Below are 21,868 nucleotides of genomic sequence, written 5' to 3' on the forward strand. Positions count from 1 at the left end.
CGTGGAGGCGACCGACGGTCACCCCCACGGTTGATCGTTCACGCGGTGGTCGGCGTTGCAGTTGGCCTCAGCCTATCGGTCGGCCCGTCCCGATCGGTTCAGGCAGACGGTGCACCGGGATCCCGTCCTGCATCGCCTCGTGGCGGTCACCGTCGACCGAAACGACGGCGACGAGATCCTCCCGATCGTCGGATGCCGACTCTTCGAGGGCAGCGATCGCTGCTGCGGTGAGGAACGCGTGCGTCGCCCATTCCGCGGACACGATCTCGGCGGCGTCCTCGGCCGACTGCGCCTGATCGAGGATCAGGGCCGCACCTGCCGTCACCGCGACCACTCCGGCCAGCACCGCCGCAGCGGTGTCGAAACGAGCGGGAACCGCGAGCCGCGAATCGTATTCGACCGACCACTCGGTGACGGCTCTCGCCGCCAGTGCCGCGAGGGTTCCGTGATCGACGACGGTTCCGTCGTTCCCGACCAGGGCCGGACTGTCGGGCCCGAGAACCGCGGTCCGATCGGTGTAGGTCACCGGTCGCGGGGAATGGGCGGCGATCGCATCGACGATGTCGGTGCGGCCGAGTGGGACGACCGTCATCGACCCGGCCCATGCCGGTACGTCGTCTTCGTCGACGACCGCAACCGTCGCGCCCGTCGGCTCGACCGACGCGGTCGTACCGTCCGAATCTGCCGGATCGACGGGAACGAGGGCCGCTCCCGCTTTCGCGACCGCCCAACGCGTCGCGACGGCCTGAACCCCGTCCACGATGGCGACGGCGACGACGACGCCCGGCCCGACGCCGTGGTCGATCAGGAGGCGGGCCAGACGCGACGACTGCTCGTCGAGCTCACGGTAGGTCGTCTCGGCACCGCCCGTGGACAGTGCGGGCGCATCGGGATCGGTGTCGACCGCGGTGGTGAGCACCTGGGGCAGTGTCAGATCCGATCGAACCGGTGCCGAACCGGTATCCGTGGTCTCTCGCGCGTCGGACAGCACCGCTCGTTCGGCGGCATCGAGTACGTCGATGTCTCCGACGATCGCAGACGGTGTTACCGCCACGGCCTCGGCGATACGAGTGAATCGGGCTGCCAGCGATGCCACGGTGGACTCGTCGAAGATGTCGGCGGCGTACACCCACTCCACGATCAGGGTTCCGGTCCCCGACTCCCCTTCGGCGTGCTGTGTCTCCACCGTCACCTGCAGATCGAACTTCGCCGTCGGCTCGAAGCCGCTCACGGGTTCGACCACCAGGTTCGGCAGCTCGAAGCGCGCATCGCCGTGCGGTTCGACCGACAGGACGGTCTGGAACAGCGGGGTGTACCCGGCATGTCGGTCCGGGGCGATGGCGTCGACCACTCGCTCGAACGGCACGTCGGAGTTGGCGAACGCCCGAAGGTCGTTCTCGCGCAGCGTGTTCAACAGTTCTGCGAAGGTGGCGTCCGGGTCGACGTTCGTCCGCAACGCCAGTGTGTTGACGAACATCCCGACGAGCCCGTCGAGTTGTTCGTGCCCGCGGCCGGCGATGGGTGTGCCGACCGCGAAGTCGCGCGAGCCACTCATTCTCGACAACAACACGCCGAGTACCGCGTGCAGCACCATGAACAGGGTGGCGTTGTTCTCGCGCGCGATGGCGACGAGCCCGGAGTGGGTCGATTCGTCGAGCTGGGTACTCAATCCGGCCCCGCGCAGTGTCGCGGTGGCAGGCCGAGGTCGGTCCCACGGCAGCGACACGACCGGAGTGATGCCGGCCAGTTCGTCCGCCCAGAATGCCAACTGCTCGGACAGTATCGAGCTGGGATCGCTGTCCGATCCCAGGACCTGACGTTGCCACACGGCGAAGTCGGCGTACTGCACCGTCAGCGGTTCGGGAGTGTAGGCATTTCCCGAGGCTGCAGCGAGGTAAGCGGTCATGACGTCGCGGGCCAGGGGCGTCATGGACGCGCCGTCCCCACTGATGTGGTGCATGACGATGACGAACACGTGCTCGTCCGGGCCGGTGCGGAACAGGGCTCCGCGGATCGGTGGTGCCGCGGTGACATCGAAGCCGCCGTGGATCATCGCGCGAACACGATCGGCGGTGTCGGCATCGCTCGGCGCATCGACGGGCGTCAGGTCGGGAACGACACCCTCGACGTCCATGATCTCCTGGTAGGGCGAACCATCGGTGTCCTCCGGATACCGGGTACGAAGCGACTCGTGGCGTTCCACCGTCGAGGTCACCGCAGCCTGCAAAGCAGCGACGTCCAATTCACCCCGGAGACGCAGGGCCAACGGCATGTTGTACGCCCCGGAATCGGGGTCCAGTCGGTTGAGTACCCACATGCGCTGCTGGGCGAGCGAGAGCGGAACCCGTCCGCCGGGTGCCCGTCGCCGCAACGGCACGTCGTTCGCGTCGTCGATACGCGATTCGGCCCGAGCTGCGAGCGCGGCAACGGTCGAGGCCTCGAACAGATCTCGAACACCGACCTTCTTGCCGAGCGCCGCAGCGACGCGTGCGGCGACCCGGGTCGCGATGAGCGAGTTGCCGCCGAGATCGAAGAAGTCGTCGTCCGATCCGACGCGCTCCACGCCGAGCAGTTCGGCGTAGATCTGCGCGATCGTCTCCTCGACGGCAGTTGCGGGAGCGCGGAACGTCTTGACCTCGAACACTGGTTGCGGCAATGCTTTTCGGTCCAGCTTGCCACTGGTGTTGAGCGGGAACTCCGAGAGCACCATCACCGTGGACGGCACCATGTATGCCGGCAGTGCACCGCCGACGAACGTGCGCACCTCGGCCGGGTCCAGCGTTCGGTCCGGCCCGGGAACGACGTAGCCCACGAGCTGATCTCCGGCACCTGTCGTCGCGACCACCGCGGTGGCCTGATTGACGTCGGGATGAGTCAACAGCGCGGTCTCGATCTCGCCGAGTTCTATACGCTGGCCACGGAACTTGACCTGGAAGTCGGTGCGTCCGATGTACTCGAGCACCCCGACCGTGTCCTGGCCCGGACGCCATCTGACCAGGTCACCGGTGCGGTACATCCGGTCACCGTTGGTGGCGAACGGGTTGGCCACGAACCGGTCCATCGTCAGGTCGACGCGGCCGAGATAGCCGTCGGCGAGCTGGGTGCCCGCCAGATACAGCTCACCCGCGGTTCCTGCTGCCACCGGGTGCAGTCGCCCGTCGAGAACGTAGGCCTGGGTGTTCCACTCCGGCGCACCGATCGGAACCGTCGAGACATCCCCCGGCCTGGTCTCCCAGAACGTCACCGTCACCGCGGCTTCGGTCGGCCCGTACAGGTTGTGAATGCCGGCCGAGCTGATCGCTCGGAAATCGGTCACCGTTTCCGGCGGTAGCGCTTCGCCGACCACGAACACGTGCCGAAGCGAACGGCACTGTTCCGCTGTGGCGTACGCGGCGAACACCGTGAGCATCGACGGTACGAAATCGGTGATGGTCACGCCGTGCCGAGCGATCCGATCGGCGACGTACGCGGGATCGCGATGGCCGTCCGGTGTGGCCAGAACAACCGTTGCACCGACCCAGAGCGGTAGGAAGAATCCCCACAGCGACACGTCGAATGTCGTTGCAGTCTTCTGCATGTAGACATCGTTCGCGTCGAGCGAATACTGCTGCACCATCCAGGCCATCTCGTTGACGACGGCTCGGTGCGACACCGCAACGCCCTTGGGTCGTCCCGTCGATCCCGAGGTGAAGATGACGTAGGCGGTGTTTCCCGGGCGCACCGGTGCCAGTCGATCGGCGTCGGTCAACGCACCGGTCGCGTGAACGGTGAGGTCGAGAGTGTCGAGTTCGAGAATCGGGAAACGCTCGGGTAGACCCGCCCGATCACCACTGGTGGAGAGGACGACGACCGGCTCCGCGGTGTCGAGGATGTACTCGATTCGATCCGAGGGGTGGTCCGGATCGATGGGCACGTAGGCACCACCGGCTTCGAGGACGGCATAGATGCCGACCATGAGGTCGATCCCGCGCCGCATTCCGAGTGCGACGAGCGATTGCGGCCCGACACCGAGAGACACCAGGTGTCGCGCCAGGCGTTCGACCCGATCCGAGAACTCCGCATACGTGACGGTCGTGTCCTCGAACACCACTGCCGGCGCATCCGGATTCGCAACCACTCGGGCCCGGAACTGCTCGGTCAGCATGACGCCTGCGTCGACCTCGTGCGCGGTGTCGTTCCAGGTCTCGATCACGCGGGTTCGTTCTCGAGCCCCGAGTAGATCGATGTCGCCGACCGCGACCGTGGTGTCGGATACGAAGGTCTCGAGTATGCCGACCAGGCGTGCCAGCACGGAGTCGATGTACGCGGGATCGAACAGATCACTGATGTACTTGAGCGTGAACGAGATTCGGTCCTCGGCCACGACGAGCAGCGTCAGCGGGTAGTGGGTGTTGTCGTTGGAGCTCACGCCCTCGACGGTCATGCCGTCGATGGCCGCGGCCTGTTGCGTCAGTTGCGCTTCGTCCACCGGGTAGGACTCGAAGATGGTCAGCGTGTCGAACAGATTGCCGACGCCGATCGCCCGCTGGATGTCGACCAGCCCCATGTGGTGATGGTCGAGAAGATCTGCTTGTTCACCCTGGATCCGGCCGAGGTACGACTCCACCGTCTCCGCCGGGTCGAATCGCACTCGGACCGGAATGGTGTTGATGAACAGCCCGATCATCGACTCCACGCCCGGCAGACCTGCGGGCCGACCGGAAACCGTTGCACCGAACACGACGTCGGTTCGTCCGGTGATGTGAGCGACCAGCAGACCGTACGCCGCCTGCACCAGAGTGTTGACGGTGACGCCGAGCCTGCCACCGAGCGCTACGAGCGCCGCAGTGGTCTCGACATCGGTCGACGACTCCGCCTCGGCCGATCTCGACGAGATCTCTCGTCCGACACTCGGCGGAGCGACGAAGGTCGGTTCCTCGACACCGTCCAGTGCCCGAGTCCACGCGCTCAGAGACGCAGCCGGGTCCTGTTGATCGAGCCACGCCAGGTACGAGCGATACGTCCGCACCCGAGGCAGCGACTCGGTGGAGCTCTGCGCCGCGTACAGGTACAACAGTTCCTTCATCACCAGCGGCAACGACCATCCGTCGAGCAACACGTGATGATTGGTCATCGCGAGCTTGTACGTGGTCGGCGTGATCCTGACGAGCAGGAATCGCAACAGCGGCGCGGTGGAGACATCGAAGTGTCGACGCTGATCCGCGGCCAGAGCGTCGGCCACGGCAGCGTCGCGTTCGGGTCCGTCGAGATGGGACAGATCGATCGTGTTCCAGGGCAGCCGAACATTTCGCTGGACGATCTGCACCGTCTCGCCGTCCGCGGTCGCGGTGAAGGACGTCCGTAGATTGTCGTACCGGTCCAGGAGTGTCTGCGCCGCGCGGTGCAGGCGATCGTCGTCGACGTCACCGGCGAGGTCGAGCACCACCTGCATCGTGTAGACGTCGATCGACGCGTCCGCGAACAGTGCGTGGAAGAGCAGTCCCTGCTGCAGCGGCGACAGAGACCAGATGTCCGTCAGCTCCGGGTACCGCGCCTCGAAGGACGAGATGTCGGGCTGTGAGAGCCGAACCAGCGGCACGTCCGACGGCGTCAGGCCACCCGAGCCGGGGGCCTCGGCATGCGCTGCGAGCGCGGTCAACGCGTCCGACCACAGCTGTGCGAGCCGCTCGACGGTCGCCTCGGCCACCGCTCCGGTCGGGAATGCGAACGACGCACTCAGTACGCCGCCGTCGTCGGTGTCGAGGACGATGGCATTGATGTCGACGGTCTTGTTGGCAGCCATGTCGGCGTCACCGGCCGCCGACAGCTCGTTGTCCGCTGCGGGTAGCCATCCGAGCGACTTCATCTCGTCCGGCACCTCGCCGGTGTTGACGCGTCCGAGGTAGTTGAAGCTGATCTGGCCGGTGCCGAGTTCGGAGAGCTCCGCTGCGGTCTCGGGGTTGAGGTACCGCAACAGTCCCCAGCCCATTCCTCGCTCGGGCAGCTCCAGCATCTGCTCCTTGACCGCCTTGACCGCCTCGCTCAATTGCCGGCCACCGGCGAATGCGGCATCGACGTCGATACCGGTGAGGTCGAGGCGCACCGGGAACAGGCTGGTCAGCCAGCCGACGGTGCGTCCCAGATCGGCTCCAGGCACCACTGCTTCCTCGCGGCCGTGCCCTTCGAGCTGCACCAGCGTGGCCGGTGCCGACATTCCGTGCTCCGCACGCAGTTTCGTGACCGCGAGCGCCAACCCGGCGAGCAACCCGTCGGCGACGCCACCGCGGAAGATCTCCGGCACGGTCGTCAACAGACTGCGGGTCACCTCGGGTGTCAGTTCGACATCGACCCTGTCGAGGGTGGCAACGACGTCGAGTGCAGGATCGAAGGGACGCTCGCCGAGAACGGGGTCCTCGGTGTCGGCGATCCGACGCCACATCGGCAGTTCCGCCAGGCGCGCCTGGCTCGAGGCCGCATCGACCAACGCATGCGTCCACCGCCGCATCGACGTTCCCACCTCGGGAAGAGCCGGGTTCGCTCCCGCGGACAACTGTGCCCACGCGGAGACGAAGTCGGGGATCAGGATTCGCCAGGACACTCCGTCGATCACGAGGTGATGGGCGATGACGGAGAGCGTGCCTGCTTCGGTGGGGCCGTGATCGACCCATACGAAGGCCAGCATGCGCCCGGCCTCGGGGTCGAGGGTTCCGACAGCGGAATCGAATGCCGTTGCAGCGGAATCCGTGTCGGCCACGGTCAGCAACGAGCCCGCGTCGACACTCCCCGGTGCCGCAGCGTCGAGCCCCCACCCACGGTCGTCGTGGACCAGGGTGGAGCGCACCACGTCGTGTCGATCGATCACGGCGTTCAGCGTCGCGAGAATTCCGGCTCGGTCTATGCCGATCGGGAGTTCGAGCGTGACGGCCTGGTGGAAGCGCGACCGGCCCCCACTGCGCTCCATCAGTGCGGCACCGAACGGCGGCAACGGCATCCAGCCGATTCCACCGCCGTCGAGTTCCTCGAGCACGACCGCGTCGCTGCCTTCGCCGACGGTCACCGCGATCTCGGCGAGACCCGCGACGGTCTTGCGCTCGAACACATCTCGTGGCCCGAATTGGATTCCCCGTGCCTTCGCGCGGGAGACCAGCTGGATGGAGACGATGCTGTCGCCCCCGAGCGCGAAGAACGAATCGTCGACGCCGACGGTGTCGAGTCCGAGCACGTCCGCGAAGACCTCCGCGATGATGCGTTCGGTATCGGTACTGGCGGTGCGGTATTCGGCGTCGCTTCCGAACTCCGGTTCCGGTAGCGCTCGTCGGTCGAGCTTGCCGTTCGGGCCGAGCGGCAAGGCGTCGAGAGTCACGAGACCGGCGGGAACCATGTACTCGGGCACCGATGCGGCGACGGCAGCGGTGACCGCGTCGGCGTCGATCGCCGCCCCGGCAGCGGGCACGAGGTAGCCCACCAGGATTTCACCGGCCGACGGCGTCCGACGCACGAGGACCACAGCCTGGTCGACGGACGGGTGTGCCGTCAGCGCGGCCTCGATTTCGCCCAGCTCTATCCGCAGTCCGCGCAGTTTGACCTGGAAGTCGGTGCGACCGAGGTATTCGAGCTCACCGTCGGTGGTCCACCGAACCAGGTCTCCGGTGCGGTACATCCTCGACCCGGCAGTGCCGTGCGGGTCGGCGACGAACCGGTCCGCGGTGAGGTCCGCCCGCCCCAGATATCCACGGGCGAGTTGAACCCCGGCGAGATACAGCTCCCCGGGTACCCCGACCGGAACCGGGTGCAGGCGTGCATCGAGCACGGTGACTCGGGTGTTCCAGACCGGAGCGCCGATGGGGACCGACGCGATGTCGGCCGGCACCACGCGGTGGTAGGTCACGTCGACTGCGGCCTCGGTCGGCCCGTACAGGTTGTGCAGCTCGGTGGTCGGCAGTGCAGCGCGCAGGGCCGAGGCGACCGAGGCAGGCAGCGCCTCGCCGGAGGCGAAGACCGCACGCAAACCGGTGCACTTCGAGACGCCGTCGGCGGCGGCGAACACCGCGAGCAGCGAGGGCACGAAGTGGGCAACGGTGATACCGCGTTCGGCGACGGTGTTCACCAGGTAGATCGGATCCCGATGACCGTCGGGTTCGGCGATCACGAGCTCGGCACCGATCTGCAACGGCCAGAACAGCTCCCACACCGACACGTCGAACGTGACCGGCGTCTTCTGCAACACCTTGTCGCTCTCGGTGAGTGAGTACTCCGCCTGCATCCACAGCAATCGGTTGACGATCGACTCGTGGCTCACCGCGACACCCTTGGGGCGACCGGTCGATCCGGACGTGAAGATGACGTAGGCGATGTCGGCGGGCCGCAGCGGTGCGATCCGCTCGGCGTCGGTCATCGGTGCAGCGGACACACCTGTGGTGTCGACGGCGTCGACCAGGATTCGGGTGACATCGGATCGGAGTTCGGTGCCGTCTCGCTCGGTCGTGAGCAGGACCACCGGTGCCGCGGTGTCGAGGATGTACCCGATTCGTTCGGAGGGCAGATCCGGATCGACCGGAACGTAGGCACCACCGGCGGTGAGCACCGCATAGATGCCCACCAGCATGTCGACCGATCGCCGCATGGCGGTCGCCACGACGGTTTCCGGGCCCACCCCTTCCGAGACGAGAACTCGCGCCAGTGCGTTCACGCGGTCCGAGAACTCGCGATAGCTCACCCGTTCGTCGCCGAAGCTCGTCGCGATGTTCTCCGGGCTCGCCGCAACCCGGGACTCGAACAGGGACACCAGCGTCGCCGCAACATCCACCTCGTGCCCGGTCGCGTTCCACTCCTCCAGGACGCGCGAGCGCTCACCGTCCTCGAGAATGTCGACGTCACCGACCACGCGATCCGGGTCGTCGACGAGAGTGCCGAGAACGCGCACCAGGCGACGCGCGAGCGAACTCATGGTCGACTCGTCGAACAGATCTGTGGCGTAATCGAATTGGACGTCGATACCGGCGGGAGCGCCGGATTCGTCGACGTTCTCCCACAGTGTGACCTGCAGATCGAACTTGGCGAACGCGCTGCCGAGGTCTATTCCCTCGACAACGAGCTCGGGCAGCGTCAACGTCTGCCGTTCGAGGTTCTGGAAGGTCAGCATGACCTGGAAGATCGGATGCCTGGCCTGAGACCTGTCCGGTGCCAGCTCGTCGACGAGCCGCTCGAACGGCACGTCGGCATGCCCGAAGGCACCGAGATCGGCGTCTCGGACGAGCGCCAGTTGCTCGCGCAACGACGCCGCCGGGTTCACCCCGGTACGCAGCGCGAGCGTGTTGACGAACATGCCGACGAGTCCGTCCAGATCGGCGTCGCCTCGGCCTGCCACCGGGGTTCCGATCGTGACGTCGTCGGTTCCCGCCATCGAAGACAGCAACACGGCCAGGGCGGTGTGCACCACCATGAAGTCGGTCGCATTGGCGGATCGAGCGAGGCGGGCGATGTTCGACTGCAGGGCCGCATCGATCGAGAAGTTGTACGCCGCACCACGATACGACGCCACGGCGGGCCGTGGACGGTCGGTGGCCAGATCGAGCTGCGCCGGCGCTCCCGCGAGGACCGCCGTCCAGTACGCCAACTGAGCTGCCAGTGGCGACTCGGGGTCGTCCGCCGAACCGAGGACGTCCCGCTGCCACAGGGTGTAGTCCGCGTACTGCACGGCAAGTGGTGCCCACTGCGGACTCTCCCCCGCTACGCGGGCGGTGTAGGCGAGCATGACGTCCCGGGTCAGCGGTCCCATCGAGAATCCATCCGCGGCGATGTGGTGCGCCACGAACGCCAGTACGTACTCGGACTCGCTCAGCCGCAGAATCCGGACCCGAACCGGAACGGCACGGGTCACGTCGAATCCGGCCGAGACGAAGGTTCGCAGGACCTGCTCCACGGAGCCGGCATCGACGTCGTCGACGGCCACCGTCACGCCCGCCTCGGCGGTACCGAGAACCACCTGACTGCCTCGTCCGTCGACCTCCGGGTAGACGGTGCGCAGAATTTCGTGGCGTGCGATCACATCGAGGACGGCACTCGACAGAGCATCGGCATCGATATTGCCGGACAACCGAATTGCCACCGGAATGTTGTTCACGGCAGAGGTCGGATCGAACTGGCTCAGGAACCACATGCGCTGCTGCGCCATCGACAGCGGAACCACGTCGGGCCGCGGACGTGCCGTGAGGGCCCGTCGTGCACCGGTGCCCACCTTGGATTCGACGGCACGGGCGAGCGAGAGAACGGTCGGCGACTCGAATATCGATCGCACCGGCACCTGAGTGTCGAGCGCGGCTCCCAGTCGGGAGACCACCTGGGTCGCGATCAGCGAGTTGCCGCCGAGCGCGAAGAAGTCGTCGTCCAGACCGACGCGTTCCACCGAGAGCACCTCGGCGAACACCGTCGCCACTGCCTCTTCGACCGGGTTGGTCGGTGCGCGGAACTGTACGGTCTCGAACTGCGGCTCCGGCAACGCTTTTCGGTCCAGCTTCCCGTTGGCGTTGCGAGGCAATGCATCGAGGATCACGAAAGCCGACGGAACCATGTACGACGGCAGCCGGCCGGACAGAGCCGAGCGCAGCCCGTCGGGGTCCACCGTGGCACCGGCAGCGGGCACAACGTAGGCCACGAGCCGGGCACCGAGTCCGGTGTCGTCGAGTGCAAGCACCGCAACGTCGCCGACCTCGCTCAGCGACCCCAGTGCAGCATCGATGTCACCGAGTTCGATGCGGAATCCACGGATCTTGACCTGGAAGTCGGTTCGGCCGACGTACTCGAGTTGGCCGTCCTTGCGCCAGGTGACGAGGTCGCCGGTGCGGTACAGCCGTCCGCCCGGAGTGAACGGGTCGGCCACGAAGCGCTCCGCGGTCAGGTCCGGCCGAGCGACGTAGCCCTCGGCCAGCTGCACGCCCGCGAGATAGAGCTCGCCTGCCACGCCAACCGGTACCGGTGCCAGGCGTGAGTCCAGGACGTAGACCCGAGTGTTCCATTCGGGTTCACCGATGGGTACGGAGGTGCCGCTCGTCCGGGCGACGCGATGTGCGGTCACCGACACAGCGGCTTCCGTCGGGCCGTACAGGTTGTCCAGTCGCGCGGTGGAGGCACGCAGTGCGCGGTCTGCGGTCGCCACCGGAAGCGCCTCACCGATCGCCAGGATCCTCTTCAGACTCTCGGGAAGTGATCCCGCCGACGCGGCGACGAGGGCGTCGAGCACGGAGGGCACGGTGTGCAGCGTGGTGACCGATCGTTCGGCGATCAGGTCCACCAGATAGGCCGCATCACCCTGTGCACCGGCCTCGGCGATCACGACGGCACCGCCGGAGATCGTCGCAACCCAGAATTCCCAGACGGACAGGTCGAACGTCGCTGCGGTTTTGAGCAGCACCCGGTCGGTGCTGTCGATTCCGTAATGCTCTGCCTGCCAGAGCAACTGGTTGACGATCGCGCGGTGGCTCACCGCGACGCCCTTGGGTCGACCGGTCGATCCGGACGTGAAGATGACGTACGCGGTGTTGGCGGCGCGCAGCGGAGCGGTGCGCTCGGCGTCGGTGACGGGCGCATCGGACAACGCCGCATCCGAACCGTGCAGCCTGGGGTCGGTGTCGATCGACACGACCGGCACCGTTGCGGTGTCGATGTCGACACCGGCGGTGCTGAGCACGAGCGCCGGAGCGGCGACCTCGAGGATGTAGGTGTTCCGGTCCGCGGGCTGATCGGGGTCGATCGGCACGTACGCGCCGCCGGCCTTGGTGACTGCGTACATGGCCACCAGCAACTCGACGGACCTGCGGATCGCCAGGGCCACGGTCACCTGGGGGCCGACCCCCGAAGCGATCAGGACCCGCGCAAGCCGGTTGATCCGTGCGTCGAACTCACGGTAGGTCAGCGATTGCCGTGCATCGATCAGCGCGATCGCGTCCGGGTCCGCCTGCACCCGACGGTCGAACAGTGCCGCCAGGGTCGGATCGGAGTCGACCGGATGCGCGGTGTCGTTCCATTCGTGCACGATGGTGTTGCGTTCGGTCGCAGTGAGGACATCGAGATCCCCGACGACGACCGAGGGGTCGTTCGCCACGGCCCGCAGCACCTCGACGAATCGCTCGACGAAACCGTCGATGGTCGATCGGTCGAACAGGTCTGTGGCGTAACTGAATTCGGCCGCCAACTCGGCCGGTGAACCATCCGATTCGTACTGGTCCGATATCGACAGCTGCAGATCGGTCTTGGCCGTCGTCGTGTCGGCGTCGACCGCACTGACCGTCAGCCCGGGGAGCTCGAACGTCGAATCGGCGAGGTTCTGGAAACTCAGGCCGATCTGGAACAACGGGTTGCGGGCGGTCGAACGGACCGGGTTGAGAACCTCGACGAGGCGCTCGAACGGCACATCCGCATGCGCGAATGCGGACAGGTCACGCTCGCGCGACTGCGCGAGCAGCTCCTCGAACGTCATCGACGGCTCGACCGTCGACCGGAACACCAACGTGTTGACGAACATTCCGATCATGGGATCGAGGGCACGCTCGCCGCGGCCGGCGATGGGGCTGCCGATGGCGATGTCCTCGGAACCGGAGAGCTTGGCCAGGAACACCGCGAACGCCGAGTGCACGACCATGAACAGCGTGGACCGATGTGCGCGTGCAAGTTCGGCGAGACCCTCGTGCAGTCCCGCGTCGACGGTGAAACGCACCGTGTCGCCACGGAAGCTCTGGCTCGGCGGGCGTGGGCGATCGGCGGGAAGCGCCAGCTGATCCGGCAGCTCGGCCAGAGCCTGCTTCCAGAACGAAACCTGCCGGGCGGCAAGTGAATCGGGATCGGATTCGGAACCGAGTACGTCACGCTGCCACAAGGCGAAGTCGACGTACTGCACGGGGAGCGGTTCCCAGTCCGGCGCGCTACCGGTCGAGCGCGCGGTGTACGCAGTCATGATGTCCACTGCCAACGGGCCCATCGAGGCTCCGTCCGCCGAGACGTGGTGGACGACGAATGCCAGAACGTACTCGGCATCGGCGACGCGGAACAGTCGGGCATCGACCGGCACCTCGGCGGTGACGTCGAAGCCGCGTCGGAAGAATTCCCCGACGACCGCCGCGACATCGTCCTGCTCACCGGCGGACAGGTCGCGGACGGTCAGGTCCAGGGAGACCTCGGCGGCCGGAAGTACCTGCTGGTACGGGCCTTCGGGCGAATCGGGGTACTGCGTCCGCAGCGATTCGTGACGTTCGAGAACGTCGAGAACGGCCGAGTGCAACGCCGCGACGTCGAGGTCACCCGACAGCCGCACCGCGAACGGGATGTTGTCCACCGACGACGTGGTGTCGAACCGGTTCAGGAACCAGTAGCGCTGCTGGGCCGACGACAGGGGCGGGCGTTCCGGACGCGGTCTCGGTGCCAGTGTCGCCCTGGAACCGGACCCGACGGCTGTCTCCACGTGCGCCGCCAGCGCCGCAACGGTCGGGCTCTCGAACAGGGCCCGTACCGGCACCACGGTGTCCAGAGCCGCGCCGAGCCGCGAGACGACCTGCGTTGCGATCAGCGAGTTTCCGCCGAGTGCGAAGAAGTCGTCGTCGAGCCCCACCCGGTCGATGCCGAGCACACCGGCGAACACATCGGCGACGGTCTCCTCGACCGCGGTGGTGGGTGCCCTGAACCGACCGGCCTCGAACACCGGGGCAGGTAGTGCGGTCCGGTCGAGCTTGCCGACCGGGGTCAGCGGGATCGTATCGAGAACCACGATGGACGCCGGAATCATGTACCCCGGCAATGACTTTCCGACGAAGGCGGCGAGTTCCTCGACATCGATCACGCTGCCGCGCACGGGCAGAACGTAGGACACGAGAGTCGTGACGCCGGAGGGAAGCAGATGACCCACTGTCACTGCGAAATCGACGCTGGGATCGGCGGCGAGCGCCGAGTCGATCTCGCCGAGCTCGATGCGGAATCCGCGCACCTTCACCTGGAAATCGGTGCGTCCCACGAACTGCAGCTGCAGGTCGTCCGTCCACCGCACCACGTCGCCGGTGCGGTACATCCGTGCGCCGTCGATGCCGTACGGGTTGGCCACGAAGCGCTCGGAAGACAGACCGGGCCTTCCGAGATAGCCGCGAGCGAGCGCACCGCCCGACAGATAGAGGTCACCCGCGACACCGGTCGGAACCGGTTCGAGTCGGGAATCGAGGATGAGCACGGACATGCCGTGGATGGGTCGACCGATGGTGATCGGTGCGCCGGGCGTCAACTCGGCGAAGCTCGAGATGATCGTCGTCTCGGTCGGCCCGTATCCGTTGAAGTACTTTCGGCCCGGTGCCCATCGGGCGAGCAGTTCGGGAGTGGTCACATCGCCGCCGACCGAGAGCACTTCGAGCGAGTCGATACCGTGCGGATCCATCGTGCCCAGAACTGCCGGGGTGATGATGGTGTGGGTGACCTTCTCCGCCTTCAGCAGTTCGGACAGCTCGGTGCCGCCGAGAATCGATGCCGGTACGACCACCAACGTCGCGCCGACGGAGAACGCTGCCATCCACTCCAGGACCGAAGGATCGAAGTTGGGCGAGCAGACGTGCAGGAACCTCGAGGCCGGCTTCAGGTGGTACAGGTCGGTTGCTGCATCGAGAACACCGCCGAGTCCGGCGTGTGTGACGACGACGCCCTTCGGCTTACCCGTCGAGCCGGAGGTGTAGATGACGTAGGCCGGGTTCTGGAACGTGACGGGCCGCAGTCGGTCGGCGTCGGTGACCGGCTCGGCGGACCGCGTGCGGACCTCGGCCACGAACTCGTCGTCGTCGAGGCTCGACCACGGAAGACTCGGGTGTCCGGCGGACAGCGCATCCGAATGCGCGCTGGTGGTCAGACCGAGCATGGCACCGGAGTCCGCGATCATGTGCCCGATTCGGTCCTCCGGATACGTGGGATCGACGGGCAGGTGGGCCGCACCCGACTTCGCCACTGCCCACACCGCCAGCACCATGAGGTAGGAGCGTTGAAATGCCAGTGCCACAACGGATTCGGGGCCCGCACCGCGTTCGATGAGAACGCGGGCGAGCTGGGAGGAGGTCGCGTCGAGTTCGGCGTAGGAGATCGATCGTCCCTCGTACCTGATGGCCACGGCCGACGGATCGAGGGCGGCTCCGGCCGTGAGTATCTCGGCCAGGGTGCCGCCGGCCAGCACGTCGTCACCGTGCACGTGTGTGAGGCGGTCGTACTCGTCGTCGTAGAGAATCGACAGGTCGCCGACCGGAACGTCCGGTGTGGTGGCAACCGCGTCGAGCAACCACCGGAATCGGCGCGAGAACACTTCGATCGTCTTCTCGTCGAACAGATCCCGCGCATAGACGAAGCTGGCCGCGAGACCGGCTCCACCGGGCTTCTCGTGCAGGGTCAACGACAGGTCGAACTTGGCGGTGTCGACCTCGACGTCCACGGCGGAGACCGTGAGTCCCGGAAGCTCGAAGTGGCTCGGCGGGAGGTTCTCGAAGGCGATCGCCACCTGGAACAGCGGATGACGCGCCGTCGACCGTTCGGGCTCGAGCAGATCGACCAGTCGCTCGAACGGGATGTCCGCGTGCGCGAACGCCTCGAGGTCCACGTCACGGATCTGTGCCAGCAGTTCGGTGAATCCTCGGCTTCGGTCGACCTTCGTGCGCAGCACCAACGTGTTGACGAACATGCCGATCACGTCGTCGAGTACTGCCTCGCCTCGTCCGGCCACGGCCGTACCGACGGCGACGTCGTCGGAGGTCGACATCCGCGCCAGGAACAGGGCGAGGGCACCGTGGACGACCATGAACAACGTGGTTCCGGTCGACTTGGCCAGCTCGGTCAGCGACTCGTGCACCTCGGCATCGATGTCGAACTGGAATCGCCCGCCCTCGTACGACTGCACCGCCGGACGGGGCCGGTCGTACGGCAAGGTCAGCTCGCTCGGCAGATCCGCCAGTGCAGTACGCCAGTAGTCGGCCTGCGTTGCCATCAGGCTGCCCGGTTCGGTGTCGTCTCCGAGAACGTCACGCTGCCATACGGCGAAGTCGGCGTACTGCACCGCCAGTGGTGTCCACGCGGGAGAGTCTCCGGCCACTCGGGCCACGTACGCAGTCATGACGTCGCGGGTCAGCGGACCCATCGACCAACCGTCGGCGCTGATGTGGTGTACCACGAACACGAGCACGTACTCGTCGTCCGAGATTCGGAAGAGCTTGGCGCGCAACGGAGCCGACTCCGTCACGTCGAAGCCCTCGGACGCGAAGGCGACGAGGTCGCCGATCACCTGTTCCGCCGAGGAGGCGATCGGGGTCAGGTCCGGTGCGACGGACGCGGCGGACAGGACCACCTGGTGCCCGGTGCCGTCCACGCTCGGGTACACGGTGCGCAGCGCTTCGTGTCGGTCGAGGACATCGGTGACTGCGGACTGCAGCGCGGAGACGTTCAGCGCACCGGAGAGCCGGATGGCCACCGGAATGTTGTTGACGGCGGATTCGGGCTCGAAGCGGTTCAGGAACCACATCCGCTGCTGTGCCAGGGAGAGCGGGATCTGCTCGGGGCGCTCCTGCGGCACCAACGGTGCCGAAGTCCCGTTTCCGACATGGCTTTCCAATGCTGCCGCCAGGGCCGCAACGGTACTGGCCTCGAACATCACGCGGACGGGCACGGTCGTGCGCAACTCGGTACCCAGCCGCGAGGCGACCCGGGTTGCGACGAGCGAGTTTCCGCCGAGGGCGAAGAAGTCGTCGTCGACGCCGATGCGGTCGATGCCGAGAACGGCAGCGAACACCTCGCCGACGATCTCCTCCATGGGATTCGTCGGAGCCCGGTACTCGGTCGCCTGGAAGTGCGGATCCGGCAGCGCTTTTCGGTCGAGCTTGCCACTGGCACCGAGTGGGAACTCGGCCAGTTCGACCAGTGCGGCCGGAACCATGTACTCGGCCAATCGTTCACGCAGCGCCCCGAGGACCTGGCTGTGGTCGACCGGTCCGTCGGCGGGAACGACGTAGCCCACCAGCTGGTCTCGACGGACCAGCACCACCGCTTGCTCGATGCCGGACAGTTCCAGCAATGCCGATTCGATCTCGCCGAGTTCGATACGCAGGCCACGCAGCTTCACCTGGAAGTCCGACCGACCGATGTACTCCAGTTCACCATCGGGGAGCCACCGCACCACGTCACCGGTGCGGTACATCCGAGAACCCCCGGGTCCGAACGGATCCGCGACGAAGCGGTCCGCGGTCAGGTCGGGGCGTCCCACGTAGCCGCGGGCCAGCTGGGTGCCTGCGAGATAGAGCTCGCCGGTCACCCCTGCCGGTACCGGAACCAGGTGCGAGTCGAGTACGTAGACAGAGGTGTTCCACACCGGCGCACCGATGGGCATGACTTCCGAGTCCTCGTCCGTGACCGCGTGATAGGTCACGTCGACCGCAGCCTCGGTGGGGCCGTACAGGTTGTGCAGTGACAGTTGTGGCAGGGCAGCGCGCAACGCATGCGCTGTCGTGGGGGGAAGCGCTTCGCCGGAGGCGAAGACCAGGCGGAGCGATTCGGCAGCGTGCGGTGCGCGCCGAGCTTCGGGTACGAACACCGACATCATCGACGGCACGAAGTGCACCACCGACACATGCTCACGAGCAATCACATCGAGCAGATACAACGCATCCCGATGACCATCCGGAACAGCGATGGCCACCGACGCACCGTTCTGCAACGCCCAGAAGAACTCCCACACCGACACATCGAACGTCGACGGAGTCTTCTGCAACACCACATCCCCGGCGGTCAACCCGTACTCGTGCTGCATCCACAACAACCGATTCACGATCGCCTCGTGCGAAACCCCCACACCCTTCGGACGACCCGTCGAACCCGACGTGAAGATCACATACGCGAGATTCGACGCCCGCAACGGTGCCGTGCGCTCGGCATCGGACAACGGCAACGGCGACAGACCCGACACATCGACAGCGTCGATATCGACCGTCTCGACCCCCGCGAACTGCACATGATCACGCGTCGTCGACAACACCCGAACCGGAGCCGCCGTCGCCACGATGTACTCGTTGCGATCCGCCGGCTGCGACGGATCGATCGGCACGTACCCCGCACCGGCCTTCACGATCGCATACATACCCACGAACAGGTCCAGACTCCGCCCGATCGCGAGCCCCACCAGCGAATCAGGACCAACCCCCACCGACACCAGAAGTCGCGCAAGACGATTCGCACGCCCCGCGAACTCCGCATACGTCAACCGCTCACCCTCGAACACCAACGCCTGCGCATCCGGAGTCTCGGCCACCTGACGATCGAACAGGTCGACCAGCGTTGTGCCCGAATCGATTTCGGACGGCTCTCCGGCACCGAGCGCGAGAACAGACGTACGCTCGGCCGGGTCGATCAGGTGGATGTCACCGATCGTGGCCGTGGGCGAGTCGGTGATCGCTGCCAGAATCCGCTCGAACCGCCGACCGAATTCGGCCATGGTGGATTCGTCGAAGAGGTCGGCGGCGTAGGTCAGCGCCACGGTCAGACCCGACGGCTCGCCTTCTGCGGCAATCGAATTCCACAACGTCACCTGCAGGTCGAACTTCGCCAGATCCGCCTCGTAGTCGAGTGCGGCAACGCGAAGACCCGGGATCTCCACCGAGGTCTGGTCGAGATTCTGGAACGTGAGCATAACCTGGAACAGCGGATGGCGGGCCTGCGACCGCGCCGGAGCCAACGCGTCGACCAGCTTCTCGAACGGTACGTCGGCGTGCGAGAACGCCGCGAGGTCGACGCCTCTCACCTCACGCAGGAAGTCCTCGAACGTCGCGTCCGATTCGACGGCGGTGCGCAGAACCAGGGTGTTGACGAACATACCGATGACGTTGTCGAGCACTGCGTCGCCACGTCCGGCCACCGGTGTTCCGATCGAGATGTCCTCGCTGGCAGAGAGTTTGGCGAGCAGAATCGCCAGTGCGGCGTGCACGACCATGAAGGTGGTCGCACCGTGTGCGCGGCCGAGCTTCTCGAGCGAGAAAACCAGGTCTGCATCGATCTCGAACTTGTACGTGCCACCTCGGGTGGTGGCGACGGCAGGACGGGGCCGGTCGGTCGGCAGTTCCAGTTGGTCGGGCGCTCCGCCGAGGCGTCCGCGCCAATATTCCTGCTGAGCCGAGAGCACCGACTCGGGGTCGTCCTCGTTGCCGAGAACCTTTCTCTGCCACAGCGTGAAGTCGGCGTACTGCACCTCGAGCGGAGTCCACTGCGGATCGTGGCCGTTCGAGCGGGCAACGTAGGCCGTCACCACGTCGCGAGTGAGCGGACCCATGGAGAATCCGTCGGCGGCGATGTGGTGGACCACGAACGCGAGCACGTGCTCGGTGTCCGACAACGCGAGCAGCAATGTCCGGAAGGGTAGCTGCACCGACAGGTCGAACGGGCGTAGAGCGAACTCGAGCAGGGTGGCGGGAAGCTCCGCCTCGTCCGCCGCCGAGATCTCCAGTTCGACTGTGGCCGAATCGGATGGGAGTACGTGCTGGTAGCCGACACCGTCGCGGTCCGGGAACACGGTGCGCAGCGACTCGTGCCGATCGAGAACGTCGGCGAGCGCGGCACGCAGCGCCGTGAGGTCGAGTGCACCGGACAGGGTCAGGGCCACCGGGATGTTGTTGACGGCGGATTCGGGCTCGAATCTGTTGAGGAACCACATGCGCTGCTGAGCCAGCGACAGCGGGACGTGGTCGTGATCCGGCTGCGCGGTCAACGGAATGCGGTGGCCGGTCGAATCCGACGCGTCAACGGCCGCGGCGAGTTCGGCAACGGTGGGAGCGTCGAAGAAGGCACGGACGTCGACGGCCGAACCACGTTCGGCGTTGACCCGCGCGATCACGCGGGTGGCGTTGAGGGAGTTGCCGCCGAGTGCGAAGAAGTCGTCGTCGACACCGATGCGTTCGATACCGAGCACGGTCTCGAAGATCGAGACCAACGCGGTCTCGGTCTCGGTGCTCGGTGCGCGGTATTCCTGCACCTGCGATGCGAAATCGGGTGCAGGCAGCGCTTTCCGGTCGAGTTTGCCGCTCGCGTTGAGCGGAAACTCGTCCAGGACGACGAACACCGACGGCACCATGTACTCCGGCATGCGCCGTCGCACGGCGTCCGCGAGGCCGTCGTGATCGAGATCGGGATCGGTGCTGACGACGTATCCGACGAGCTGCTGTTCCGACTGCTCGGACGAATGGAGCAGCACGGCCGCCTGAGTCACCTCGGGCTCGGCGAGCAGCGCCGATTCGATTTCGCCCAGCTCGATGCGCAGGCCGCGTAGCTTGATCTGGAAGTCGGTGCGCCCGATGTACTCGATGAGGCCGTCGCCGCGTCGGCGCACCAGGTCGCCGGTGCGGTACATGCGGTCACCCGGCTCACCGAACGGGTCGGCCACGAACCGGTCGGCGGTCAGGTCGGCGCGTCCGAGGTATCCGCGAGCGAGCTGCACGCCCGCGAGATAGAGCTCACCCTCGACTCCGCGGGGCGATCGCCGCAGCCCTTCGTCGAGCACATACAGGTCGGTGTCGTCGACGGCGGCGCCGATGGGAACCGAGGCCTCTTCCACCTGTTGGGTTCGGTAGTACGTGACGTCGACGGCCGCTTCCGTCGGCCCGTACAGATTGTGCAGTTCCGCGTTCGAGATGGAGTGGAACGCGTTGACGGTGCGCGCCGGGAGTGCCTCGCCGGAGGCGAACACCATTCGGAGTGAATCGGCCTGCGCAGCAGTGGGTTCGGCGACGTACACCGAGAGCATGGACGGGACGAAGTGCGTCACGCTCACGCTGCGCTCGCCGATGACGCGGGCGAGGTAGGCGGGGTCGCGGTGGCCCTCGGGCTCCGCAATCACGAGCGTGGCACCGATCTGCAACGGCCAGAAGAACTCCCACACCGATACGTCGAACGTGAACGGTGTCTTCTGCAGCACGACGTCGTCGGTGCTCATCGCATATTCGCGCTGACGCCAGGAGATGTTGGCGACGATGGCCCGGTGGCTCACCGCCACGCCCTTCGGACGTCCCGTCGAACCGGAGGTGAAGATGACGTAGGCGAGGTCGTCCTCGGTCAGGGCTCCGCGCCGGTCGGCATCGGTGATCCGCCCTTCCGGCACCTCGGTCAGGTCGACGTCGTCGACGAGAACGGTGACGGTGCCCTCGGGCAACCGAGGCATGTCCGTCGTGGTCGTCAGAACCAAGACCGGGTTCGCGATGTCGAGAACGTACCCGAGTCGATCGACCGGATGGTCCGGGTCCAGCGGAACGTATGCTCCGCCTGCTGCGGAGATCGCGTACATACCCACCAGCAGATCGAACGATCGACGGATCGACAGTCCCACCGCTGAATCGGGGCCGACACCCTGTGCGATCAGTACTCTGGCGAGACGCTCGACAGAAGCGGCGAACTCGGCGTAGGTGCGAGTCTCGTCGCCGAAGACCAGCGCAGGTGCGTCCGGGGTGCGCTCGGCCTGATCGGCGAACAGCGCGTACAGCGTGGTGGCTTCGGGATCGGCAGAACTCGACGTCGAATCGTCGGCACCGAGAACGGACACAGCATCGGTGACGACGGTCGACACGACCGAGTCCAGACCACCTTCGGTGGCCTCGATCAGGCCCGCGAGGGTGTTGGACAGCACGACCGGGACCAGCGCGTCGGGGCCGAGGACGCCTCCCATGGCCGCGTCGAGGGTGGTGATCTCCTCGTCCAGGCGGGCGTAGGTCAGTTCCGTACCGAGGTGCGTGAGAGCCACGCGGTCGGGTTCGACCGCTGCAACGCTCCGAACCAAGCGCGGAAGGTCCTCGACCGTCAGAGCTGCATCGCTTCGACGTCCTACCGCCATCTAACTTTTCCTCCTGATCGATCCACG

The 21,868-nt window shown here is 66.4% G+C and carries 1 protein-coding gene; it reads right to left on the minus strand.

Annotation, left to right across the window (positions count from 1 at the left end; translation table 11 throughout):
- Positions 1-67: 67 nt before the first annotated feature.
- Positions 68-21,841: a non-ribosomal peptide synthetase gene (locus CH306_RS01055; RefSeq protein ID WP_094645388.1), complete on the minus strand. Its 21,774-nt coding sequence runs from the start codon at positions 21,839-21,841 to the stop codon at positions 68-70.
- Positions 21,842-21,868 lie beyond the last annotated feature (27 nt).

The sequence above is a fragment of the Rhodococcus sp. 15-725-2-2b genome (assembly GCF_002259075.1).
Taxonomy (GTDB): domain Bacteria; phylum Actinomycetota; class Actinomycetes; order Mycobacteriales; family Mycobacteriaceae; genus Rhodococcoides.